We start from the raw sequence: 18,269 nt of genomic DNA, 5'->3' as shown, positions 1-18,269 counted from the left end.
ACCTCGGACGGCTCGATCGACACCACGGCCGGCGCGTCCCCATCGACCGCCCGGCGCGCGGTGATGGCATCGACCGCGTTCTGCAGCAGCTCACGCACATACACCCGCGGACTGGCGTAGAGATGCCGGCTGAGCAGGTCGACGACCCCCCGTAGGTCAACCTGAAACGCTCGCTCCACGCCCCCTGCCTTCGCCACTGCCTCCGCTCCAATCCGGAAATCCTACGTCGAAGACGGATAAGGAGACCGCTAATCACGCAACCCGCAGTGCGGCGCCGGCGGCGAGGCTGGTCGGCGGGATCGGCGCCCGCGTCGCCCAGCGGATCCTGGTCCTGACCGCCGCCATCTGGCACAACCGCCCAGCCCGTCACCCGATCACTGTCGCCCTCGACGTTTCCCGGGCGTCGCCGTATGGCCGTGTCGTCCGACTTGACGATCACGGCTGGAGCACCTTCTCGAGCGCGTCGACCGGGCCGCCACGCTTAATCCGATCATCAAAGGCTGGGCCGCCTATTACCGGATCGGGGTGTCCAAACGCGCGTCCGCCGCGTTGGACGCCCCCCTGTGGAGACTGACCTATAAGTGGGCCAAGATCTCGCACCCGAACAAGCCGAAGCGCTGGATCATCGCCCGGTACTTCGGCATGCTCAACACCGCCAGGCGTGACAAGTGGGTGTTCGGGAGCCGGGCAACCGGCTTCTACCTGCGCAAGTTCCCCTGGACGAAAATCGTCCGGCACCGAATGGTGGCAGGGCGGGCCGCTCTCGACGACCCGGCTCTGACCGGCTACTGGACCGAGGACGGCCATGCGCACAGCGATCCGCAAACAGGTGATCGCTACCGCCGTGGAGCTCGGAAACCCGGACGAACACGCCGCAACACGTCTCATACCCACCCCCTGCCGCCGCCGACTCGGCGACGACACCAACCCAGCACTTCCGCCCCGGCCTCGAACCTTCAGGGCTTGCTTGAGCCGGTTGCCTGGATACTGACTCAGGACACTAGTGGACGTGCCTGCTTCACCGCCCGCTGGGGCAGCGCAGCGGCCGCGGCCCACAACGTCTGACGCCCTGGGCTCAGTGTGTGCCTGGCGGCGGGATCAGCAGTGGCCGGCAGGAGCGCCGTACCTGGACGCCGGACCACATCCGGGCGCTGGCCCTCGCGCCTGCCGGCTACTGGCCCAGCATGCCCCTGAACAGTTCCCGGACTCCCAGCCGGATGTCCTTCTCGGTCGGCTCGGGCCCAGCCCCGGCCAGGGCGTCGAACATCACACCTTCCAGGAAGGCCACCGCCTGCTGGCCGTGCCGTGCCGGATCCGGTGAACCGAGCGCGGTGAACATCGCCATCACCGGATCGCGGAGCCGACGGCTCACCGCGTCGTAAAGTTCGCGCAGTCCCGGGTGCCGAGTGGCCTCCATTGCCAGCTCATAACGGGCGATGCTCTGACGGCGCTCGGACGTGAGCCGGACGTGAAGCGTCCTGGCGGTCATCGCGGCGAATATATCGAGCACCGCCGCCGTGGCCATCCCCTCCGGCACTATCGGCTCCGCGCCCAACCCGAACGCCACCGTGTCGAGTTCGGCGAGCCGTTCCAGGGCCAGCTCCAGCAACGCCAGTCGGGTGCGGGCCACGTTGGAGGCCGAACCTGGAGCGAGTCCGGCCGTCTCGTCCACCGTGCGGTGGGTCAGGCCGTGGACGCCACCATCGGCCAGCACGGTGATGGCCGTATCTGCGACAAGCGCGGCACGTTGCGATTTCATAGCCGTCTCCTTTTGTGATACTACGATCATAGTAAATTCAACTACGCTCGTAGTAAGGAGATGTCATGGGACACGCTGTGGTGATCGGGGCCGGGATCGGCGGGCTGGCGGCCGCGGTGGCGCTCCAGCAGCGAGGGTGGGAGGTGACGTCCCTTGAGCGCGCACCGTCCATCGAACCCGTGGGCTCGGGACTGTCCGTCTTCGCCAACGCGATCAAGGCACTGGATGTGCTCGGCGTCGGCGACCAGGTAAGGGCGCTGTCGGCAATCCGCGGTGTCGGAGGTATACGGCGCGCCGCCAGTGGACGTTGGCTGGTGCACATGAACGAAGAGACCGCCGCCCGGCACGGCGACCCGGTGGTACTCCTACGCCGCGCCGACCTGGTGGAGGCGCTGGCGGCACGCCTCAAGCCGGGCACAATCCGGCTGAACACCACGGTGACCGGCGCCGATCCCGACACTGGCCGCGTGACCTTCCGGACCGGCCAGGAAGAACAGGACGTACGACTGGGGGGGACGGGTGAGGTGACAGGCGATCTCGTGGTGGCCGCCGACGGCATCCACTCCCCTACCCGGGCAGCCCTGTTCCCCAGTCACCCGGAACCTCGCTATGCCGGCATCACCGCCTGGCGAATGCTCGTCCCCGGTCATGGCGTGCCGGGCCAGACCTTCGAGACATGGGGCGACGGCAAGGTCTTCGGCTACGTGGCGCTCGCCGACGGGCTGGCCTACTGCTACGGCACCAACGCCGTTCCTGCCGGCGGTGGCGGGGGCGATCAGCGGGAGGAACTGCTACGGCTGTTCGGCGACTGGCACGCGCCTATCCCCACCCTTGTGGCCGCCACTCCGCCGGCGAACATCATCAGGAACGATGTGTACTACCTGCCTGCCCCGCTGCCCGCCATGCACCAGGGCAGAATCGCGGTGCTCGGCGACGCGGCCCACGCCATGACGCCCAACATGGGCCAGGGCGCCTGCCAGGCGATCGAGGACGCCGTCGTGCTGGCTCATGTCGCAGGTGAAGAGCACGGCCTGGCCGCCTACACCGCCGCCCGATTGGCACGCACCGCCAAGGTGGTGGCCCAGTCCGCCTCGATCTGTCGCGTCGTACGGTGGCGCAACCCGCTGGCCGTACGGCTGCGCGATCTCGGCGTGGCGATGACCTGGCGATTTGCTCCACGCCTCCTGACCGGCCCGCTGGACGACCTCCTGGCCTGGACCCCGCCCACCTGAAATTGGCCAGCCTGACCCAGGGCTGGTGAAATGCCAAGTCAGCGCCATATCTGCCCAATACTCCCCGAGCACTACGGCAACCCCGATGAGGCGGCATGTGGTGGGATGTTCGACGAGTTCGAGCTCCACCTCCTCGCGGAGCCGCCGCAGGGCCATCGCACGGCGGTCTCCGGCGGATCCGCACCGAGCCGCCGTCTGGGTCTGCGTCTAGGTCTCCGTCCGTGCCACTGTGCGTGGATCAGCTGCGCCAGGTGGCGGGAGGCGACACGCAGGGGCTGGTCGGTGGCCGAGAACAGGCGCAAACCGATCCTTCCGGCCCCTGTCACCACGCTTCTGTGTCTGTTCCGCACCAGAAGCTGAGCTCGCCCCCTGCATCGGCGGCGGCCATCGGCCATGTCCTCCAGCTTCCGCCGCTTCATCCTCCGTCTCTCCCCCGGTTCGCGCCTGCTTACGGGTCAGCCGGTAGCGAGACTGCCGGCGGGGGCCGTTCCAGTTCCGGCCGCCCCGTGATGAGACCGCTTGCCCCAGAGCCCCGTTACGTCGCCAGGTCGTGCAACGTCGACCTGGCAAGGATGATCAAGGCCGGGGTGCTGCACTGATGCAGGCCGGTTGATCGGGGTGGAGAAGGGCTACTTCCACGGCGAGAGCATCGCCGCAGCGTCCGGGCGCCCGGCACCACAGTGCCCGACAGCCCGGGCGGCCGCAGTATCCGCCGCTTCATCTCATAGGCGTACGAGTGGCCGGTGACCTTCTCGATCAGCAGCAAGGCCAGCGTGTAGTTGGAGTCGCGAGGCTCTGGTCCGTGCCCGGCGTGAACTTCGCCGGTTCAGACAACGTCAGCCGTACCAGCTCCTGCGGCTGGAAGCTCTGGAACCGGTTGTCTACCGGAGGTTCACTCTGACATGCCGGTCACGTTGGCCTTGCGGCACGCAGCACCACAGCGGACTGCTTTTCGCGGTCATGCACCGCGCCTGCTCCCGGACCGACGCCCCGAAGTGGATGAAGCCGCCGCTGTGGCGTCTGTTACGCTGGGCCCCGACGCGGGGTGCCCGATGAGCCGGGCTGAGATCACACCCGTAGAACCTGATCTAGTTCGTACTAGCGAAGGGACGTCACGGGTGATTGCTGTTCCCAGAATTTTATCCATCGCGGGCACCGATCCCAGCGGCGGCGCGGGCATTCACGGCGACTTGAAGACTTTCTCCGCGCTCGGTAGTTATGGCATGGCGGTGATCACGGCCGTGGTCGCGCAGACGACCACGGGCGTGCGCGGAGTTCATGAGGTGCCCGCGGAATTCGTCAGCGCCCAGTTGAACACGCTGCTCATCGACGTTCGTACGGACGCCGTGAAGATCGGGATGCTGGGAGAGGCCGCCGTCATACGCGCGGTGGCCGCGGCGCTGGACCGCTTCTCACCGCCGTACGTGGTGCTCGACCCGGTGATGGTGGCCAAGAGCGGCGACCGGTTGCTGCCCGCCGATGCGGTGTCCGCGCTGCGCGACGTGCTTTTACCGCGTGCCGACCTGATCACGCCTAACCTGCCGGAGGCGGCGGACCTACTCGGCGAGCCTCAGGCCGCCACCGTGGCGGAGATGCGAGAGCAGGTACGGCGGCTGCATGCTCTCGGGGCGAGGCGGGTTCTGCTCAAGGGCGGCCATCTGGACGGCGATGTCTGCGTAGACGTCTTCAGCGACGGTGACGACCCGGTCGATATCGCTGTCCCCCGCATCGCAACCCGCCATACCCACGGCACCGGCTGCACCCTGTCCTCGGCGATCGCAGCACTGCGTGTGCGTCACGGGGATTGGCTCGGCGCCGTGCGAGCGGCCAAGGAATACCTGACCGGCGCGCTGCAGGCCGCTGACACTTTGCACATCGGGGGCGGACATGGCCCCGTACACCATTTCCACGCTCTGTGGTGACGAGAAAGAGACGTATGTTCTGCGACCAAGTCTGGACGCGCGCAGCCAAGCTGCTTGACGCGATCCGCAACCATCCGTTCAACGCCGCGCTCGGCAACGGCAGCCTCGACAGGAACCGTTTCGCCTTCTATCTCGTTCAGGACGGCCGATATTTGGTGGCGTACGCCAACACGCTGGCGACGGCATCGGTACGTGCGCAGGACATGGCCGACGCTGCCTTCTTCGCCCAGGCTGCCCATACAGCGCTGACGGTCGAACGAGCCCTGCACAGCCGATATCTCGAAGAATTCGGGCTGCAAATCGAAGAGATGGCGAACATCACCACCTCACCCACCTGTTTAGCGTACGCGTCCTTCCTTCAGGCCACTGCGCTCACCGCCCCGCTGCCCGTGATCGCCGCCGCCGCACTGCCGTGTTTCTGGGTGTATCAGGATGTCGGTACGGTCCTCCTGGAGCGCACGGCGGGGCGGCGCGAACATCCGTATCAGGCGTGGATCGCCACATATTCCGATCCCGCCTTCGCCGCCTCGGTCGATCAGGCGAAGGCCATCGTTGACCGGCTGGCTGCTCTCGCCGACGCCGCGACGTACGGATGCATGGTGGAGGCATTCTTACGAGCGACCGAATACGAGTGGATGTTCTGGGACAGCGCATGGCGGCTCGAAACTTGGCCCACCCGCCAATGGGTGGCCTAACTTGCAACCCCGTAGTCACGGATGAGTTCGACGTCGCCAGCCGAGCCAGTGCAGGCGATCCAGGCAGTTCTCGAGGTACAGCCGCCCCTGCGTCTTGCCCCGCCACCACAGCGAGTAACTCACATACACGTCCAAGTCGATTCCTTCGAGGCCCTCATTGGAAACGCTGATGCTGATCGGGCAGGGCAGGTATGGGGGCGGAGGTTCTTCGATTCATGGGCATCGCCGTCTGCGAGGGCCGGCACCTGCACTTCTCGGATCTCGTCACCGTCATCGACGGCGATGTGGCTCGGCACCGTGCCCGGATCGGCGCCGAGAAGCCGGGCACTGCGCCGACCAGACGTACATCTGCGTCCAAGTCAGCACGCACCCTTCAGGGCTCGTTCCATCCTGATGGAGGGCTTCGGCCACAACGTGGAGCATCACCCTCCCGTCGATGATGTCCGTGACGAGCGGCTGGGCATTCACGTAACGAGGGTGCGCTCTGATATACGGAGCAGCGTCGCGGATTGCAGGTGCCAGTGCCAACAACGCAGACGGTCGTCAATGTCGTACAGGCCGTACTCGTCGACGAAGTTGATCGTCACCCCATATGCAAGCGGTTGGAGAAGGCCGCAGGACAATCGCCGATCGCCTGCACCGCTCGCCGTGCCCCTTCTGGGGCGGGCCATGGGGCGTCGTTCTCAGGCTCGTGGCACCCGCCCTACCAGGTAACCGGGAGGCGGTGCACGCCGTAGATCAGCATGTCGGTGCGCATCGCCACGTCGGCCGGTGCTACGGCCAAGCGCAGGTCTGGGAAACGGCGCAGCAGAGCTGCGTAACCGATCCGCATCTCGATCCTGGCCAGCTGCTGACCGAGGCATTGGTGGATACCGTGGCCGAAGCCCAGGTGGCCGGCCGCGGACCGGGTCACATCGAGGTGCTCGCCGGCGGGGAAGCGCGCGGGGTCACGATTGGCCACCGCAAGGTGGATCGTGACCGTCTCGCCCTTCTTCACCAGGTGGCCGTCGATCTCGGCGTCTTCCAGCGCTGTCCTGACCGGCCCCAACTGAAAGACCGTGAGATAGCGCATCAGCTCTTCCACCGCGTTCTCCATCAGCGAGAAGTCGGCGCGCAGCATAGCGAGTTGTTCCGGGTTGGACAGCAGAGCGTATGTGCCATGCGCGAGCATGTTCGCGGTGGTCTCATGGCCGGCCACCAGCAGTAAGAAGGCCACGCCGGTGAGTTCCTCATCAGTCAGCTGGCCGCTCGCGATCAGCCCGCTGAGCAGGCCGTCGTCGCCAGATTCGGCTCGTTTGCGCTGGATGAGGTCGTACAGGTAGGCGATGAGACGCTTGTCCGCGCTCACCATCTCGTCGGCCTTCTCGCCGATGCTGAGGGCCGCGTTGGTGTCTGCTTGAAACTGGGCGCGATCATCGTACGGGACGCCGAGCAGTTCACAGATCACCAAGGAAGGAATCGGCAGCGCGAACGCCTGGACCAGATCAGCGGGCTTCCCCCTTGTCTCCATCTCATTGAGACAGGCTTCGGTGATCTCCTCGATCCTGGGCCACAGTTGGTTCATCCTGCGGACGGTGAACTGCCCTGCCAGCAGTTTCCGATAGCGTGTGTGTTCGGGCGCGTCCATGCGCAGGAAATGGCCAGGAGGCAGGAACTTCTTCTCCCGCGCCTGTTTGAAGACTTCCGTCAGGCTCGGAACCGGCGCATGCTGGAGTTCCACCCGGTTGCTGAAACGCGGATCTGATAGCACGTTACGGGCAGCGGCGTGGCCGGTGACCAGCCAGCCGAGATGGCCGTCAGGATACGTCATGCGGTGCATGGTCGCCCGCTCCTGCAAATCCATGAACGTGTCGGGCGGGTCGAACGGACGCTCGCGGTCCAGAGTCAGGGCGACGTCGGGCATGCAGTGACTCCTTCGGGGCTGTCTAGATATCGGCTCTGGCCCATAATCGGTGGTAGCGTTAGGTGATCTTCATTGCAGCAGGATGCTGCTGAGGAAGTTGGTCGTGAGCCGCCACGCGGCATTGGCAGCCTGTGCGTTGTAGTACTGGGATGCCTCGAAGTTGTGGAAGGCGTGCCCGGCGTTCTCCTGGACGTGGACCTCGGCAAGTGGTTGTCTGGCTGCGGCTCTTTGCACAACAGCCACCCTGTGTCGCGGAATGTAGGGATCGTTGCCGCCGAAGTGGAATTGCAAGGGACAGGCAACGGGATCGAGGATTTCGATGAGATCCGGCACCAGCGAGCCGTAGAAGGAGACCACCGCGGTGGGTTCGCTGACGGCGGCCACGGCGTACGCGAGTGACCCACCAAGGCAAAAACCCATCAGTCCGGTACGGCCCGTCACCTGTGGGAGGCGGGAGAGTCGATTGAGAGCAGCCTCACAGTCGGTTACAGCGGTTCTGAAGTCGAAGCTGTTGCTCCGCTTGCTTGATGGCGCAAACCTTTCTGCTTCGTGGTCAGTCGTCCAGTTGCGGGGCAGCCGCCAGAACAGATCAGGTAGGCCGACGACGTAGCCGAGAGCGGCCAGATCCTCGGCGACCTTCCAGATGTAGGGTCCCACGCCGAAGATCTCATGGATCATCAGCAGACCAGGGCCGGTACCCTTCCGCGGCACCCACATAGGCATCTTGAACGCGCGGCCGTCAGCGTGCACGATCTCGGTGTACGTGTGCATGTTCACCACCTGGTCGTCGACGGAACAGTCCGCCATCTACGATCATGTGGATGCGCACGGTCGGAATCTGTCGAATGACCAGGATCCCGTGGAGAGCCGAGTTTCTGCGGAGGTGTAGGCCGCCGGTCGTTTGACAGTTCACCGTCAGGGCGGGCCCACATCCTCATTGCGCGTGGCGTGTCCGCGCCTATTAGGGAGGTTGAAGGAAGGAGCAGGACACCGCTGCGCGTCGAGCAACGTGGCGCGCATTCTCCCACCATCTGCGGGTGGCGACGTGGTCAGACCTGGATCCGGATCGAGACCATGCCGATCGTTATGCGATGGTCGGAACACAGTCCGTCACAGATAGAGCTGACCCCCATGGAATCAGCGGTGTACAGGTCGACGATCGCGCTCTCCCGAACAAAGAGCAGTGAATCGCCCCGGTTTCGGTGGAGACTTGATCTCTTGAGAGGATCGAGTCCATGCCAGGTAAGTCTCCCTACCCCGCCGAGCTACGCCGTCGAGCGGTTCGGATGGTCGCCGAGGTGCGGCCGGATTACCCGACCGAGTGGGCCACGATCAACGCGGTGGCGACCAAGCTCGGTATCGGCACCGCGGAGACACTGCGCACCTGGGTCCGCCAGGCCCAGATCGACGAGGGCAGCCGGCCCGGCCGCACCACCGACGAGTCGGCCGAGCTGAAGCGGCTTCGCCGCGAGAACGCCGAACTCCGCCGCGCCAACGAGATCCTGAAGGCCGCATCCTTAGATTCAAACGATCAACGCAACACTGCTCGTGGATGGGTGGATCGTGGCTCGGATGGGTCGGCCGGGAATGTCGGACGCGATGAAAGAAGACTTGTGGCGACGGTGGCGCGCCGGGGAGTGGCTGTGAACGGGAGCGTTGGCCCCAGTTGAACGAGATCTCTGGCCCTGCCTGAGGAATCGGGTGGGAGGGTGTTCGTCAGAAGTGGCCCCAGCGGCTGGCTTGTGGTGAGAGCATCGATGTGCTCTGGAGAGTCGGGTGACCCGCATGCAGCCGAGGTCCAAGGTCGAGCTTCTCGCGGCGATCCGCAGGGACGCCCGCATCGAGAAGCTGTCGATCCATGAACTCTCTCGCAGGTACGGAGTGCACCGGCGGATGGTGCGGGAGGCGTTGACCTCGCCCTGGCCTGCGGAGCGCAAGGCAATGCCGCCCCGCCGTTCGGTAGTCGACCCCTACAAATCGATCATCGATGCGATCCTGCGCACGGATCTGGATGCGCCGCGCAAGCAGCGGCACACCGCCAAACGCATCTTCGACCGGCTGGTCGCCGAGCATGGCATGGACAACGTGTCCTACGGCCGGATCCGTGACTACATCAAACGCCGTAAGCCGGAGATCGTGATCGAGGAGGGGCGCGGGCCGCCGCCCGTGTTCGTCGCGCAGAACCACCGTCCTGGGGAGGAGGCTGAGGTCGATTTCGGGGACGTCTACATCATGCTCGGCGGGGTGCGCACGCTGTGCTATCTGTTCGTCTTCCGGCTCTCCTTCTCCGGCAAGGCCATCCACCGCGTCTTCCTTTCCCAAGCTCAGGAAGCCTTCTTCGAAGGCCACGTGCACGCCTTCCAGCAACTGGGCGGCGTGCCGCGCGGCAAGGTGCGCTATGACAACCTCAGCTCCGCCGTCGCCCAAGTGCTCGGCTTCACACGAGCCAGAGTCGAGACCGACCGATGGACCGCCTTCAGGTCATGGGCTGGGCTCGAGGTCTTCTACTGCCGGCCGGGCATCGACGGCGCTCATGAGAAAGGCGGAGTGGAGGGAGAGGTTGGGCGCTTCCGCCGCAACCGGCTGGTCCCGGTGCCCGTCGTCGCCACGTTGGCGGAGCTGAACGCGCAGATCGACTTATGGGATGAGGAAGACGAGCAGCGGCGGATCGGCGAGCGGGCGCGCACCGTGGGCGAGTATTTCGCCATTGAAAAGCCGTTGCTGCAGCCGCTGCCGGACGATCACTTCGAGACGGGCCGGTTGTTCACCCCGCGGGTGGACCGCTACAGCCAGATCACGGTGCGGATGAACCGCTACTCGGTGCCGGTGCGCCTGATCGGCCGTCAGGTCCGGGTTCTGCTGCACGCGTGTGAGCTGGTGGTCTACGACGGCCGCACCGAGGTTGCCCGGCACGAGCGGCTCGGCTCACGCGGCCAGGTACGCCTGGATCTGGATCACTACCTGGAGGGACTGCTGCGCAAGCCGGGCGCGCTGCCTGGCGCGACCGCGCTGGAGCAGGCTCGGGCGACGGGCAAGTTCACCCCGGTGCACGAGGCGTGGTGGGAGGCCGCCCGGCGAGCGCACGGCGACGCGGCCGGCACCCGCGCTCTGATCGAAGTGCTCTTGCTGCACCGGCACATGACCCATGAGCAGGTCGTCGCCGGGATTGCCGCCGCACTGCGTGCTGGGGCCCTGACCGCCGACGCGGTGGCGCTGGAGGCACGCCGGGCAGCCGATGCTCAACCACCCGCTGAGCAGCACGATCAGCCCTCCGCCGATGAGCGCAGGCCCGGCCGGGTGATCTCACTGACCCAGCGGCGGCTGGCCGCGCTGCCACCAGATAACCGGCCGCTGCCTTCGATGGCCGCCTACGACCAGCTGTTGCGCCACCCCCGGCCGCCGGCCGAGGGCTCCACCAGCTAAGGAGTCCAGCCATGACCACTCGTCACCGCGGCCTGACCGAACCGGCCGCCGATGCCGCCATCGACGCCGCCTGCCGCAACCTGCGCCTGCCCACCCTGCGCGGCCAGTTCTCCGAACTCGCCGACGCCGCCGCCCGCGACCAGATGACCTACCGCGGATTCCTGGCCGAGCTGCTGATGGCCGAATGCGACGACCGCAACCGCCGCCGCTCCGAACGCCGGATCAAAGCCGCGGGCTTCCCCCGCGACAAAGCTTTGCGCACCTTCGATTTCGAAGCCAACCCCAACATCGACCCAGCCGCCATCCACACCCTCGCCACCTGCGAATGGGTGAAGAAGGGCCTGCCGCTCTGCCTGATCGGCGATTCAGGCACCGGCAAATCCCATCTGCTGATCGCGCTGGGCACCGAGGCCGCGATGGCCGGGTTCCGGGTCAAGTACGTGCTAGCCACCAAGCTGGTCAACGAGCTCGTCGAAGCCGCCGACGACAAGCTGCTGACCAAGACCATCGCCCGCTACGGCCGCGTCGACCTCCTATGCATCGACGAACTCGGATACATGGAACTCGACCGGCGCGGGGCCGAACTGCTGTTCCAGGTGCTCACCGAGCGCGAGGAGAAGAACAGCATGGCCATCGCCTCCAACGAATCCTTCTCCTCCTGGACCAAGACCTTCACCGACCCCCGCCTCTGCGCCGCCATCGTCGACCGGCTCACCTTCGGCGGCAACATCATCGAGACCGGCACCGACTCCTACCGCCTGGCCCAGACCCGCGCCCGCACGGAGCAGCGTTCCGTGGGCTGACGATCAATCTGCGTCCATCTGTGAAATAACCTGGGGGTATTGTCCGCACCCTGCATCGGAGCAGGTTCCACTTACTCGCGCTGAAGGTGTCAGCCCGTCACCCGGATGCCGTCGACCACGCCGCTCAGCTCGGCCCGCAGGTCTTCGCTCGCCTCGACTTTGATCACCGCGCCCGGCCGTTCCAGCCACATCACCGCATGGCACTGCGAGCTCTGGCTCCACGCCACCGCGGGTTTCCCCTTTACGGACCGCCGTGATTCGTCGGTCTCGATCCCGTACCCACAGCTGGAGGCGTAGGCCGTGGAGCTGCGCGCATGCAGCGCGCTGATCGTAGGAAGGTCGCGGGCGGCATCCCCGCAGCTCACTTCGACTTCCAGATACCTGAGCCGCTGGGAAGGATCTCGCCACCGGTAACTGTACGTCCACAACGACAAAGGAGGACCCGACACGGTCAGTCTCGGGCCGCTCGCCGGATCGGCGCCACCACTGCGCACGGCCAGTCCACGCGTCAGGCCGCCGGGCAGCTGATCCACGCGGACTCCTTCGATCGCGTCGTCTCCCGGCCTGGACATCGCATGCTCAGCGCGCTGGTCGAACGCGGCCCCCTGAGGGGCACGGCACAACGGCATGGCCGACAAAGGCTTCGCCGAGGCGGCGATGGAGCCGCCGCCGGACGCGGTGCATCCCGAAAGGGCTGACACGACCATACAGATCACCAGCGCGACCCTCTTAAAAGGCATAAAGGAGGCAGACATGGTGATCAATGTGTCCCATCGCCACCTGGCGCACCTGACATTCCGGAAATTTGGCAGCAAGAGCACGAAGCGGAGCGGACCCGCTCAGACACCGCCGGGGGCGAAGCGGCGCAACAGCTTTTCCGCCCCCGTCGAACTCGGCCACCACGTCGCGGCCGTGCGCCGCTCGCGCACGAGCCCCACCGCCTGGCCGGCGTAGATGTAGGCCCCACCCAGTGGTCGACGAACGCGTTACGGAGCGACTGCACCCACCGTAGGCGCCCGCGGTAGTGCCTCCCCCACTGATGACGTAGTGCCGAGCCTGGGGCCAAAAGAGTCGTTCGTCGGTCGCGTTCAAGATCGCCTACTGGGGCCAGAAGACTCGTTCCCTTGGGGCCGGAAGGGTCGTTCAAAGCCAGGGGAGTCCATCAGCATGATCTCCCGGGCACTGGGCAAGCCTCCAGGGTCGGTTTTCACGGTACTGAAGCACCATGGCGGCATCGCGCCGGCCGCGCGGGTGCGCCGGACCGACCGGTTGAGTGCCGAGGAGCGGGAATCAATCTCTCGCGGTCTCGAAGCTGGAGCCTCGTTACGCTCGATCGCCGTGTCGATCGGCCGCCCGGCATCCACGGTGAGCCGGGAGGTCGCCCGCAACGGCGGCCGGGTGAAGTACCGTGCGGTCGCCGCCGAGCAACGCGCTCAAGAGCAGGCACGTCGCCCGAAACCGTCCGCCCTGCAGGACAACCCGGTACTGCGCCAGCTGGTGATCGACCTGCTCGACAACGAGTGGTCCCCGGAGCAGATCGTGGGACACCTGCGGCTGATGCACGCCGGCAACCCGCTCATGCGGATCAGCCACGAAAGCATCTACCGCGCGATCTACACGACCCGCTGGAAGCTGATCCCGCGTGAGCTGTGCACCAAGCTGCGCACGCGCCGTCCCATCCGCAAGAACAAGAAGAACACGGTCAAGGGCTAGTGGCGCTCCCAGATCACAGGGGCACGGCCGATCGAGGAACGGCCTGAGGCAGCCAACGCCCGGACCGAGCTCGGCCACCTCGAAGGCGATCTCATCGTCGGAGCCAAGAACAGCCAGATCGCGACGCTGGTCGACCGCAAGTCCCGCTACCTGACCATGGTCGCGCTCCCCAGCCGTCACACCACGACGGTCATCCCTGCCCTGCAGCAGGCATTCTCACGGATGGATGCTCGCCTGCGCAGCACCCTGACCTGGGACCGCGGCATGGAACTCGCCGGCCACCGGCTGCTGACCGAAGCGACCGGCGTCGACGTCTACTTCGCGGCGCCACGCAGCCCATGGCAGCGGGGTACAAACGAGAACACGAACAAACTGATCCGGCAATACCTGCCGAAAGGCATCGACCTGAGCTTGTACAGCCAAGCCGACCTTGATGCCCTGGCCGCCCGACTGAACAACCGTCCCCGCAAGTGCCTTGGCTACCGAACGCCGGCCCAATGTGTTGCTTTGACTCTTTGAATCTAAGTCCGGCTTTCTTCGCGGCCGAGCTCGACCGGCCACACACGCACTCGTGACCTTCATCGACCAGCACGCCGACGTGTTCGGTGTCGAGCCGATCTGCCGTGTCCTGACCGAACACGGCTGCCCCATCTCCACCAGCACCTACTACGCCGCCAAGAACCGCCCACCCTCGGCCCGCGCCCTGCGCGACGCCGAACTGGACGAGCACATTCAGCGCATCCATGCCGCCAACTACGGCGTCTACGGCGCCCGCAAGATCTGGCATCAACTCCAGCGCGAAGGGCACCGGGTGGCCCGCTGCACTGTCGAACGGCGCATGCGCGCCCTCGGCCTGCAAGGCGTCCGGCGCGGCAAAAAGGTGCGTACCACCGTCGCCGACCCCGGTCACGAGCGGGCGGCCGACCGGCTCCAGCGCGACTTCACCGCGACTCGGCCGAACGCCGCCTGGGTGGCTGACTTCACGCACGTGGCGGCCTGGTGCGGCGTCGTCTACGTCGCCTTCGTCGTGGACGTCTACTCCCGGGCCGTCGTCGGGTGGGCCGCCTCGCTGACCAAGCACACCACGCTCGTACTCGACGCCCTGGACATGGCCCTGTGGCGGCGCGAGCGCATCGGTCGGCCGGTCGAGCCGGGGCTGATCCACCACAGCGATGCCGGTAGTCAATACACGTCTTTCCGGTTCACCACGCATCTGCTGGCGGCCGGGATCGACGCCTCCATCGGCACCGTCGGCGACGCGCTCGACAATGCCCTGATGGAATCGCAGATCGGCCTCTACAAGACCGAGCTGATCAAGCCCCGAGGGCCCTGGCGAAGCCTGGCCGACGTCGAGCTGGCCACCGCCGAATGGGTCGACTGGTTCAACGCCACCCGCCTGCACTCAGCAATCGGACACCTGCCACCAGAGGAGTACGAGGCTCTCTACTACGCTCAACACCAACCCAGGGAACCCGCCAGAATCAACCGTTGAGGTCTCCATCAAAGTCGGGCCGGTTCACTTCTCCCACATCACGATGAACTGGCGAGGACGGCCGCTGACCAGCCACGAAGTCATCGTCAACGCCATCGCTGCGACCACCACGGCTACCGGGATGACCGTTCGCGCCGAGCTCGACGCCAGCGGCTATGAGACCGGCGTGACGGTCAGCGACCAGCAGATGAAGGCCCTGCCCCTGACCCGGCACGACTGGCACGGCGACTGGAACTACACCCTGCATCCCATCGCCGCCGACCAGCTTGTCAGCCCTGATGATCAGACTGGGCAGCACGAACACCCGGACCGGACATGGCTGCAGCATGCCGCCCTCACCGGCCTGGACCAGACCCACTGGAACGAACTGATCGCGAAGCTGGACGTGGCGCGCCACGCTCAACGGGAAGCAGCGTTACACCACCGTCGCGGCGGCATCCGGCAAGCCGCGTCGGGCACCGGACGCAAAGCGGTCCTTGACCTCACTGACCGCGCCGCGCTCACTATCGTCTACCAGCGCTTCTCCGTGCCCCAGCGCACCCTGGCGAAGCTGTTCGGCATCACCCAGCAGAGCGCCCACAACATCATCCGGCTGACTCGCCCTCTGCTTACCATGATCGGCTACACGCCACAGCCCACCGGACTCCGCCTGGCAACCCCCACCGCGTTCATTCAGCACGCAACTGACATCGGCGCGCTCACACCAGACCAGATCAACCCAGCATGTTATTGATCGGCAAGCCCTAACTGAACGGCGTTGGTACTAGAGGGGTCCAGGGGGCGTACGCCTGCTCCCGGTGTCCCAGGGGCAGGCGGCTCTTGCCCAGCAGGCTTCAATCAGTGCAAGAGTTCGAGCCGGAACACCGCACAGCGGCCGGCGAGAGCCTCGTATTCGTCAGGCGTCCCTTCGGAGACCACTCCGACGCGGCTCATCATGGCCACCCCGGCCGGCATGGCGGCCGGGTAGGCGCGTAGCACCGGGCGGGCCTGCTGAGTGGACAGTTCGACGAAGCGGACGTGCTCCTTGCGGCGGCCTCGGGAGAGGATGCCCTGGCCCGCGGCGCGCGCGTTGGCAGCCCAGTGCGAACCGGGGAAACCGCCGATGAGGTATCGGTTCCCGTCCAGGGTGATGGGCGCCACGGGGGTGGTCCGCGGCACGCCGCTTTTGCGTCCGGTCACCGTCAGGAGGTGCATTTCTCCCAGCGGAAGGCCCAGTCGCTGCAAGGCGGTGACCAGCGCGTTCATCGGCTTGAGCCAGCGTGGGCGCGGATGAGGTCCGGTCACGGTCTCACGGTGACGAGCAGGTAGGGCCCGGACAGGGCAGGGGGAGGCGGCGGCATCTTGACTCCTTCATGATTCGCTATGAATGTAGCGCTCCAACCGTAGCGAAAGGAAGGAGTGCGGGGGACGTCCGCTGAAATGATGTGACGTGCACGTAGCGCAGGAAGACGGGAGAGCGACAAGACCGTGCCACCGCCCAACCCGCGACGCCGCGAACACATCGCCGGCGCCGCCATCACCGTCCTCGCGGAGCTGGGCTCACGCGGACTGACCCACCGCGCCGTCGACACCGCCGCGGGCCTCCCGCCAGGCACCACTTCACGCTACTTCCGCACCCGGGACGCGCTGATGAGCGGCGTGATCGAGGAGGTGACCCGCCGTCTTGACGCTCGCGTCACCGGCTACACCGTACGACCGCTCGCTCCCGGCGACCTCGGGGAAGCGCTCTCCACCGCCATGATCACAACGCTCGCGCAGAACCGGCACGAGCCGCTGGCCATGTTCGAGCTGCATCTGGAGAGCAACCGCAGCCCGCAGTTGCGCGGCATCCTGGCCAAGGCGCTTGGCGCCCGGCGCGACCTCATCGTCCGCCAGTGCCGTGCCGCCGGGATCGGCATCTCCGGCGACGACGCCATGCTGCTCGAAACGCACGCGACAGGCATTCTCTTCACGGCCCTAACCACCGGCGTACCGGACGATCCCGCCGCCGCGATCCGCAGCGCCGTACACGCCGTCCTCGACCGCTACCGTCCGGTACGCTGACGGCCCCTGCCGCGCATGCGAACGGTGGCGAACGCCACCCGGCCCGATCAGATCACGAAGCCCGGCCGAGGAACACCGGGTTGCGGCGTAGCTGGGAGGCGCACCACCGGAAATGCCCCTCGCTGTCGTCCACACCGAACAGGTCGAAGGTGGTGAGCGCGTAGACGGCCTGGTAGACAGCGAGGGCGGCAGGCGAGTGGCCGAGCTCCCGGGCGAACAGCCGGGTGAGCTCGGCAGTGTGCTCCTCGGCATGGGGCCCGTACATGTCCCAGATGGCCGCGGTGACCGCCGCCTCGAAGGCCGGATCTCCCGCGGTCGTGTAGAAACCGAAGTCGAGTACGGTGACGGGCCTGCCCGCGGCATCGACGTGAATGTTGGGCGGGACGAGATCGCCGTGGATCGCTGTGACCGGGGTGTCCGGAAGCGCTTTCAGAGCGGTCAGCGTACGGTCGGCTCCCGCGCTGAAATCCGGCACGTACGGGGCCAGCAGGGCGCCGGACCGGGTCACGGCCCGGACGACCAGCGCCGCGAGCGCGTCCTGGAACCGGTCATGACCCTGCCACAACGGACGATCGTCACCTTGAACGCTCAACCGGCGCATGGCGTCGGTGCCCGGTACCGAGGCGAGGCCGCGCAGAACGGTGAGCAACGCGTCCCGCTGGTGGCCGGGCAGCTCGCGCTCGTACTGCTCGTGCGCGGAATCGGCGCGCAACGGGACGCCGGGCAACTCCTTCTCGTACGTCACCGCGACACCCTCGTGCCGGCGGATCTCGATGATCTCGGGAGTCGCGAACGGCAGCCGATGCCGCGCGATGTCCGCGTACACCTGGTGCATGACGTCGGACGGTGGCCGGCCGGTCCACACCTTGGCGACCACGCCGCCGCCCAGCCTGTAGACGACACCCTCGACGCCCGCGCCTATACGACGGGCACCCGGGTGCCCGAGATCGTCGAAATATCCGGGCCACGGGTCGGTGACCGCTGTCTCGCCGTTCGGGGAGATCTCCATCTGCGCATTAGATCACCAGCCGGGCGGCCCCCCGTACGGTGTCCGGCACTGCTTCTGGCAGCGCGAAGGACCCCTCGTGTGGAGCTCGGACCAGTCGCTTGACAGATTCACAGCTTCGGCAAGTGCCCCTAGTCTCAACGCCTAGCGTCAACGGGCTTCTTGGGGACCGGTCATGTGCGCCGAAAGAGATACCGACTCCTTGTGCTCTCAGTGATCGTTCCCCAGGGAGTGATAGCCGGTCACACGCTGCCGGGCGCAGGCAATCTGCCTGCGCC

The 18,269-nt window shown here is 66.4% G+C and carries 17 protein-coding genes, 2 pseudogenes and 1 riboswitch; of the genes and pseudogenes, 13 read left to right on the top strand and 6 right to left on the bottom strand.

The features are described from left to right. Positions 1–441 precede the first annotated feature (441 nt). On the top strand, positions 442–1,065 hold the full coding sequence (locus AB0J64_RS39905) for a group II intron maturase-specific domain-containing protein (protein ID WP_364039546.1): 624 nt from the start codon (positions 442–444) through the stop codon (positions 1,063–1,065). A gap of 106 nt (positions 1,066–1,171) precedes the next feature. Here AB0J64_RS39905 and AB0J64_RS39900 read toward each other — a convergent pair whose 3' ends face one another. Beyond that, positions 1,172–1,759 (bottom strand): TetR/AcrR family transcriptional regulator, encoded by a 588-nt coding sequence (locus AB0J64_RS39900; RefSeq protein WP_364039522.1) that lies wholly within the window; start codon positions 1,757–1,759, stop codon positions 1,172–1,174. A 65-nt stretch (positions 1,760–1,824) separates the two neighbouring features. On the opposite strand from AB0J64_RS39900, the gene AB0J64_RS39895 reads away from it, so the two are divergent. The 3 genes from AB0J64_RS39895 to tenA all read left to right on the top strand — a co-directional run bounded on the left by AB0J64_RS39895 (position 1,825) and on the right by tenA (position 5,608). Further along, on the top strand, positions 1,825–2,991 hold the full coding sequence (locus AB0J64_RS39895; RefSeq protein ID WP_364039519.1) for an FAD-dependent monooxygenase: 1,167 nt from the start codon (positions 1,825–1,827) through the stop codon (positions 2,989–2,991). Between the two features lie 1,031 nt (positions 2,992–4,022). After that, a riboswitch (TPP riboswitch) is annotated at positions 4,023–4,118 on the top strand. Next, positions 4,113–4,913 carry a bifunctional hydroxymethylpyrimidine kinase/phosphomethylpyrimidine kinase gene (thiD, locus tag AB0J64_RS39890; RefSeq protein WP_364039543.1) on the top strand — a complete coding sequence of 267 codons (801 nt, stop codon included), beginning with the start codon at positions 4,113–4,115 and terminating at the stop codon, positions 4,911–4,913. It overlaps the preceding riboswitch by 6 nt. Before the next feature lie 14 nt (positions 4,914–4,927). Beyond that, positions 4,928–5,608: a thiaminase II gene (tenA, locus tag AB0J64_RS39885; RefSeq protein ID WP_364039516.1), complete on the top strand. Its 681-nt coding sequence runs from the start codon at positions 4,928–4,930 to the stop codon at positions 5,606–5,608. A gap of 703 nt (positions 5,609–6,311) precedes the next feature. Here tenA and AB0J64_RS39880 read toward each other — a convergent pair. Beyond that, positions 6,312–7,511, bottom strand: coding sequence for a cytochrome P450 (locus tag AB0J64_RS39880; protein ID WP_364039513.1), 1,200 nt, complete (start codon positions 7,509–7,511; stop codon positions 6,312–6,314). A 69-nt stretch (positions 7,512–7,580) separates the two neighbouring features. Further along, positions 7,581–8,282: a dienelactone hydrolase family protein gene (locus AB0J64_RS39875; RefSeq protein ID WP_364039510.1), complete on the bottom strand. Its 702-nt coding sequence runs from the start codon at positions 8,280–8,282 to the stop codon at positions 7,581–7,583. A gap of 464 nt (positions 8,283–8,746) precedes the next feature. On the opposite strand from AB0J64_RS39875, the pseudogene AB0J64_RS39870 reads away from it, so the two are divergent. The 3 genes and pseudogenes from AB0J64_RS39870 to istB all read left to right on the top strand — a co-directional run. Further along, positions 8,747–9,031 (top strand): annotated as a pseudogene (locus AB0J64_RS39870) (transposase); the annotation flags it as partial. A gap of 265 nt (positions 9,032–9,296) precedes the next feature. After that, entirely contained in the window at positions 9,297–10,934 is a 1,638-nt protein-coding gene (gene istA, locus AB0J64_RS39865) for an IS21 family transposase (RefSeq protein ID WP_364039540.1), read from the top strand. A gap of 11 nt (positions 10,935–10,945) precedes the next feature. Continuing rightward, a complete protein-coding gene (gene istB, locus AB0J64_RS39860; protein ID WP_364039507.1) occupies positions 10,946–11,737 on the top strand; it encodes an IS21-like element helper ATPase IstB in 792 nt (263 codons plus the stop codon). Between the two features lie 89 nt (positions 11,738–11,826). Here istB and AB0J64_RS39855 read toward each other — a convergent pair whose 3' ends face one another. Further along, positions 11,827–12,270 (bottom strand): hypothetical protein, encoded by a 444-nt coding sequence (locus AB0J64_RS39855; RefSeq protein WP_364039504.1) that lies wholly within the window; start codon positions 12,268–12,270, stop codon positions 11,827–11,829. A 94-nt stretch (positions 12,271–12,364) separates the two neighbouring features. Here AB0J64_RS39855 and AB0J64_RS39850 point away from each other — a divergent pair, with 94 nt between their 5' ends. The 5 genes and pseudogenes from AB0J64_RS39850 to AB0J64_RS39830 all read left to right on the top strand — a co-directional run bounded on the left by AB0J64_RS39850 (position 12,365) and on the right by AB0J64_RS39830 (position 15,675). Next, on the top strand, positions 12,365–12,691 hold the full coding sequence (locus AB0J64_RS39850; protein WP_364039501.1) for a hypothetical protein: 327 nt from the start codon (positions 12,365–12,367) through the stop codon (positions 12,689–12,691). A gap of 213 nt (positions 12,692–12,904) precedes the next feature. Next, positions 12,905–13,450: a helix-turn-helix domain-containing protein gene (locus AB0J64_RS39845; protein WP_364039499.1), complete on the top strand. Its 546-nt coding sequence runs from the start codon at positions 12,905–12,907 to the stop codon at positions 13,448–13,450. A gap of 12 nt (positions 13,451–13,462) precedes the next feature. Further along, positions 13,463–13,969 carry an IS30 family transposase gene (locus AB0J64_RS39840; protein ID WP_364039537.1) on the top strand — a complete coding sequence of 169 codons (507 nt, stop codon included), beginning with the start codon at positions 13,463–13,465 and terminating at the stop codon, positions 13,967–13,969. A gap of 46 nt (positions 13,970–14,015) precedes the next feature. Continuing rightward, positions 14,016–14,942: pseudogene (locus AB0J64_RS39835) on the top strand (IS3 family transposase); the annotation flags it as partial. A 7-nt stretch (positions 14,943–14,949) separates the two neighbouring features. Beyond that, a complete protein-coding gene (locus AB0J64_RS39830; RefSeq protein WP_364039534.1) occupies positions 14,950–15,675 on the top strand; it encodes a transposase family protein in 726 nt (241 codons plus the stop codon). A gap of 104 nt (positions 15,676–15,779) precedes the next feature. Here AB0J64_RS39830 and AB0J64_RS39825 read toward each other — a convergent pair whose 3' ends face one another. Next, a complete protein-coding gene (locus AB0J64_RS39825) occupies positions 15,780–16,187 on the bottom strand; it encodes a nitroreductase/quinone reductase family protein (RefSeq protein WP_364039496.1) in 408 nt (135 codons plus the stop codon). A 222-nt stretch (positions 16,188–16,409) separates the two neighbouring features. Here AB0J64_RS39825 and AB0J64_RS39820 point away from each other — a divergent pair, with 222 nt between their 5' ends. After that, a complete protein-coding gene (locus tag AB0J64_RS39820; protein ID WP_364039493.1) occupies positions 16,410–16,985 on the top strand; it encodes a TetR/AcrR family transcriptional regulator in 576 nt (191 codons plus the stop codon). A 52-nt stretch (positions 16,986–17,037) separates the two neighbouring features. On the opposite strand, the gene AB0J64_RS39815 is transcribed toward AB0J64_RS39820, so the two are convergent. Further along, entirely contained in the window at positions 17,038–17,994 is a 957-nt protein-coding gene (locus AB0J64_RS39815) for an aminoglycoside phosphotransferase family protein (protein ID WP_364039490.1), read from the bottom strand. Between the last annotated feature and the right edge of the window lie 275 nt (positions 17,995–18,269).

Source organism: Nonomuraea sp. NPDC049695, assembly GCF_040674955.1.
Classification (GTDB): domain Bacteria; phylum Actinomycetota; class Actinomycetes; order Streptosporangiales; family Streptosporangiaceae; genus Nonomuraea; species Nonomuraea helvata.
This window is presented reverse-complemented; position numbering and strand designations above follow the sequence as displayed.

What these genes read in the sequence shown, in the direction of transcription:
- AB0J64_RS39900 (WP_364039522.1), bottom strand. Translation starts at nt 1,759, where the DNA reads ATGAAATCGCAACGTGCCGCGCTTGTCGCAGATACGGCCATCACCGTG.
- AB0J64_RS39895 (WP_364039519.1), top strand. Translation starts at nt 1,825, where the DNA reads ATGGGACACGCTGTGGTGATCGGGGCCGGGATCGGCGGGCTGGCGGCC.
- tenA (WP_364039516.1), top strand. Translation starts at nt 4,928, where the DNA reads ATGTTCTGCGACCAAGTCTGGACGCGCGCAGCCAAGCTGCTTGACGCG.
- AB0J64_RS39880 (WP_364039513.1), bottom strand. Translation starts at nt 7,511, where the DNA reads ATGCCCGACGTCGCCCTGACTCTGGACCGCGAGCGTCCGTTCGACCCG.
- AB0J64_RS39875 (WP_364039510.1), bottom strand. Translation starts at nt 8,282, where the DNA reads ATGCACACGTACACCGAGATCGTGCACGCTGACGGCCGCGCGTTCAAG.
- istA (WP_364039540.1), top strand. Translation starts at nt 9,297, where the DNA reads ATGCAGCCGAGGTCCAAGGTCGAGCTTCTCGCGGCGATCCGCAGGGAC.
- istB (WP_364039507.1), top strand. Translation starts at nt 10,946, where the DNA reads ATGACCACTCGTCACCGCGGCCTGACCGAACCGGCCGCCGATGCCGCC.
- AB0J64_RS39850 (WP_364039501.1), top strand. Translation starts at nt 12,365, where the DNA reads ATGGCCGACAAAGGCTTCGCCGAGGCGGCGATGGAGCCGCCGCCGGAC.
- AB0J64_RS39845 (WP_364039499.1), top strand. Translation starts at nt 12,905, where the DNA reads ATGATCTCCCGGGCACTGGGCAAGCCTCCAGGGTCGGTTTTCACGGTA.
- AB0J64_RS39825 (WP_364039496.1), bottom strand. Translation starts at nt 16,187, where the DNA reads ATGAACGCGCTGGTCACCGCCTTGCAGCGACTGGGCCTTCCGCTGGGA.
- AB0J64_RS39815 (WP_364039490.1), bottom strand. Translation starts at nt 17,994, where the DNA reads ATGGAGATCTCCCCGAACGGCGAGACAGCGGTCACCGACCCGTGGCCC.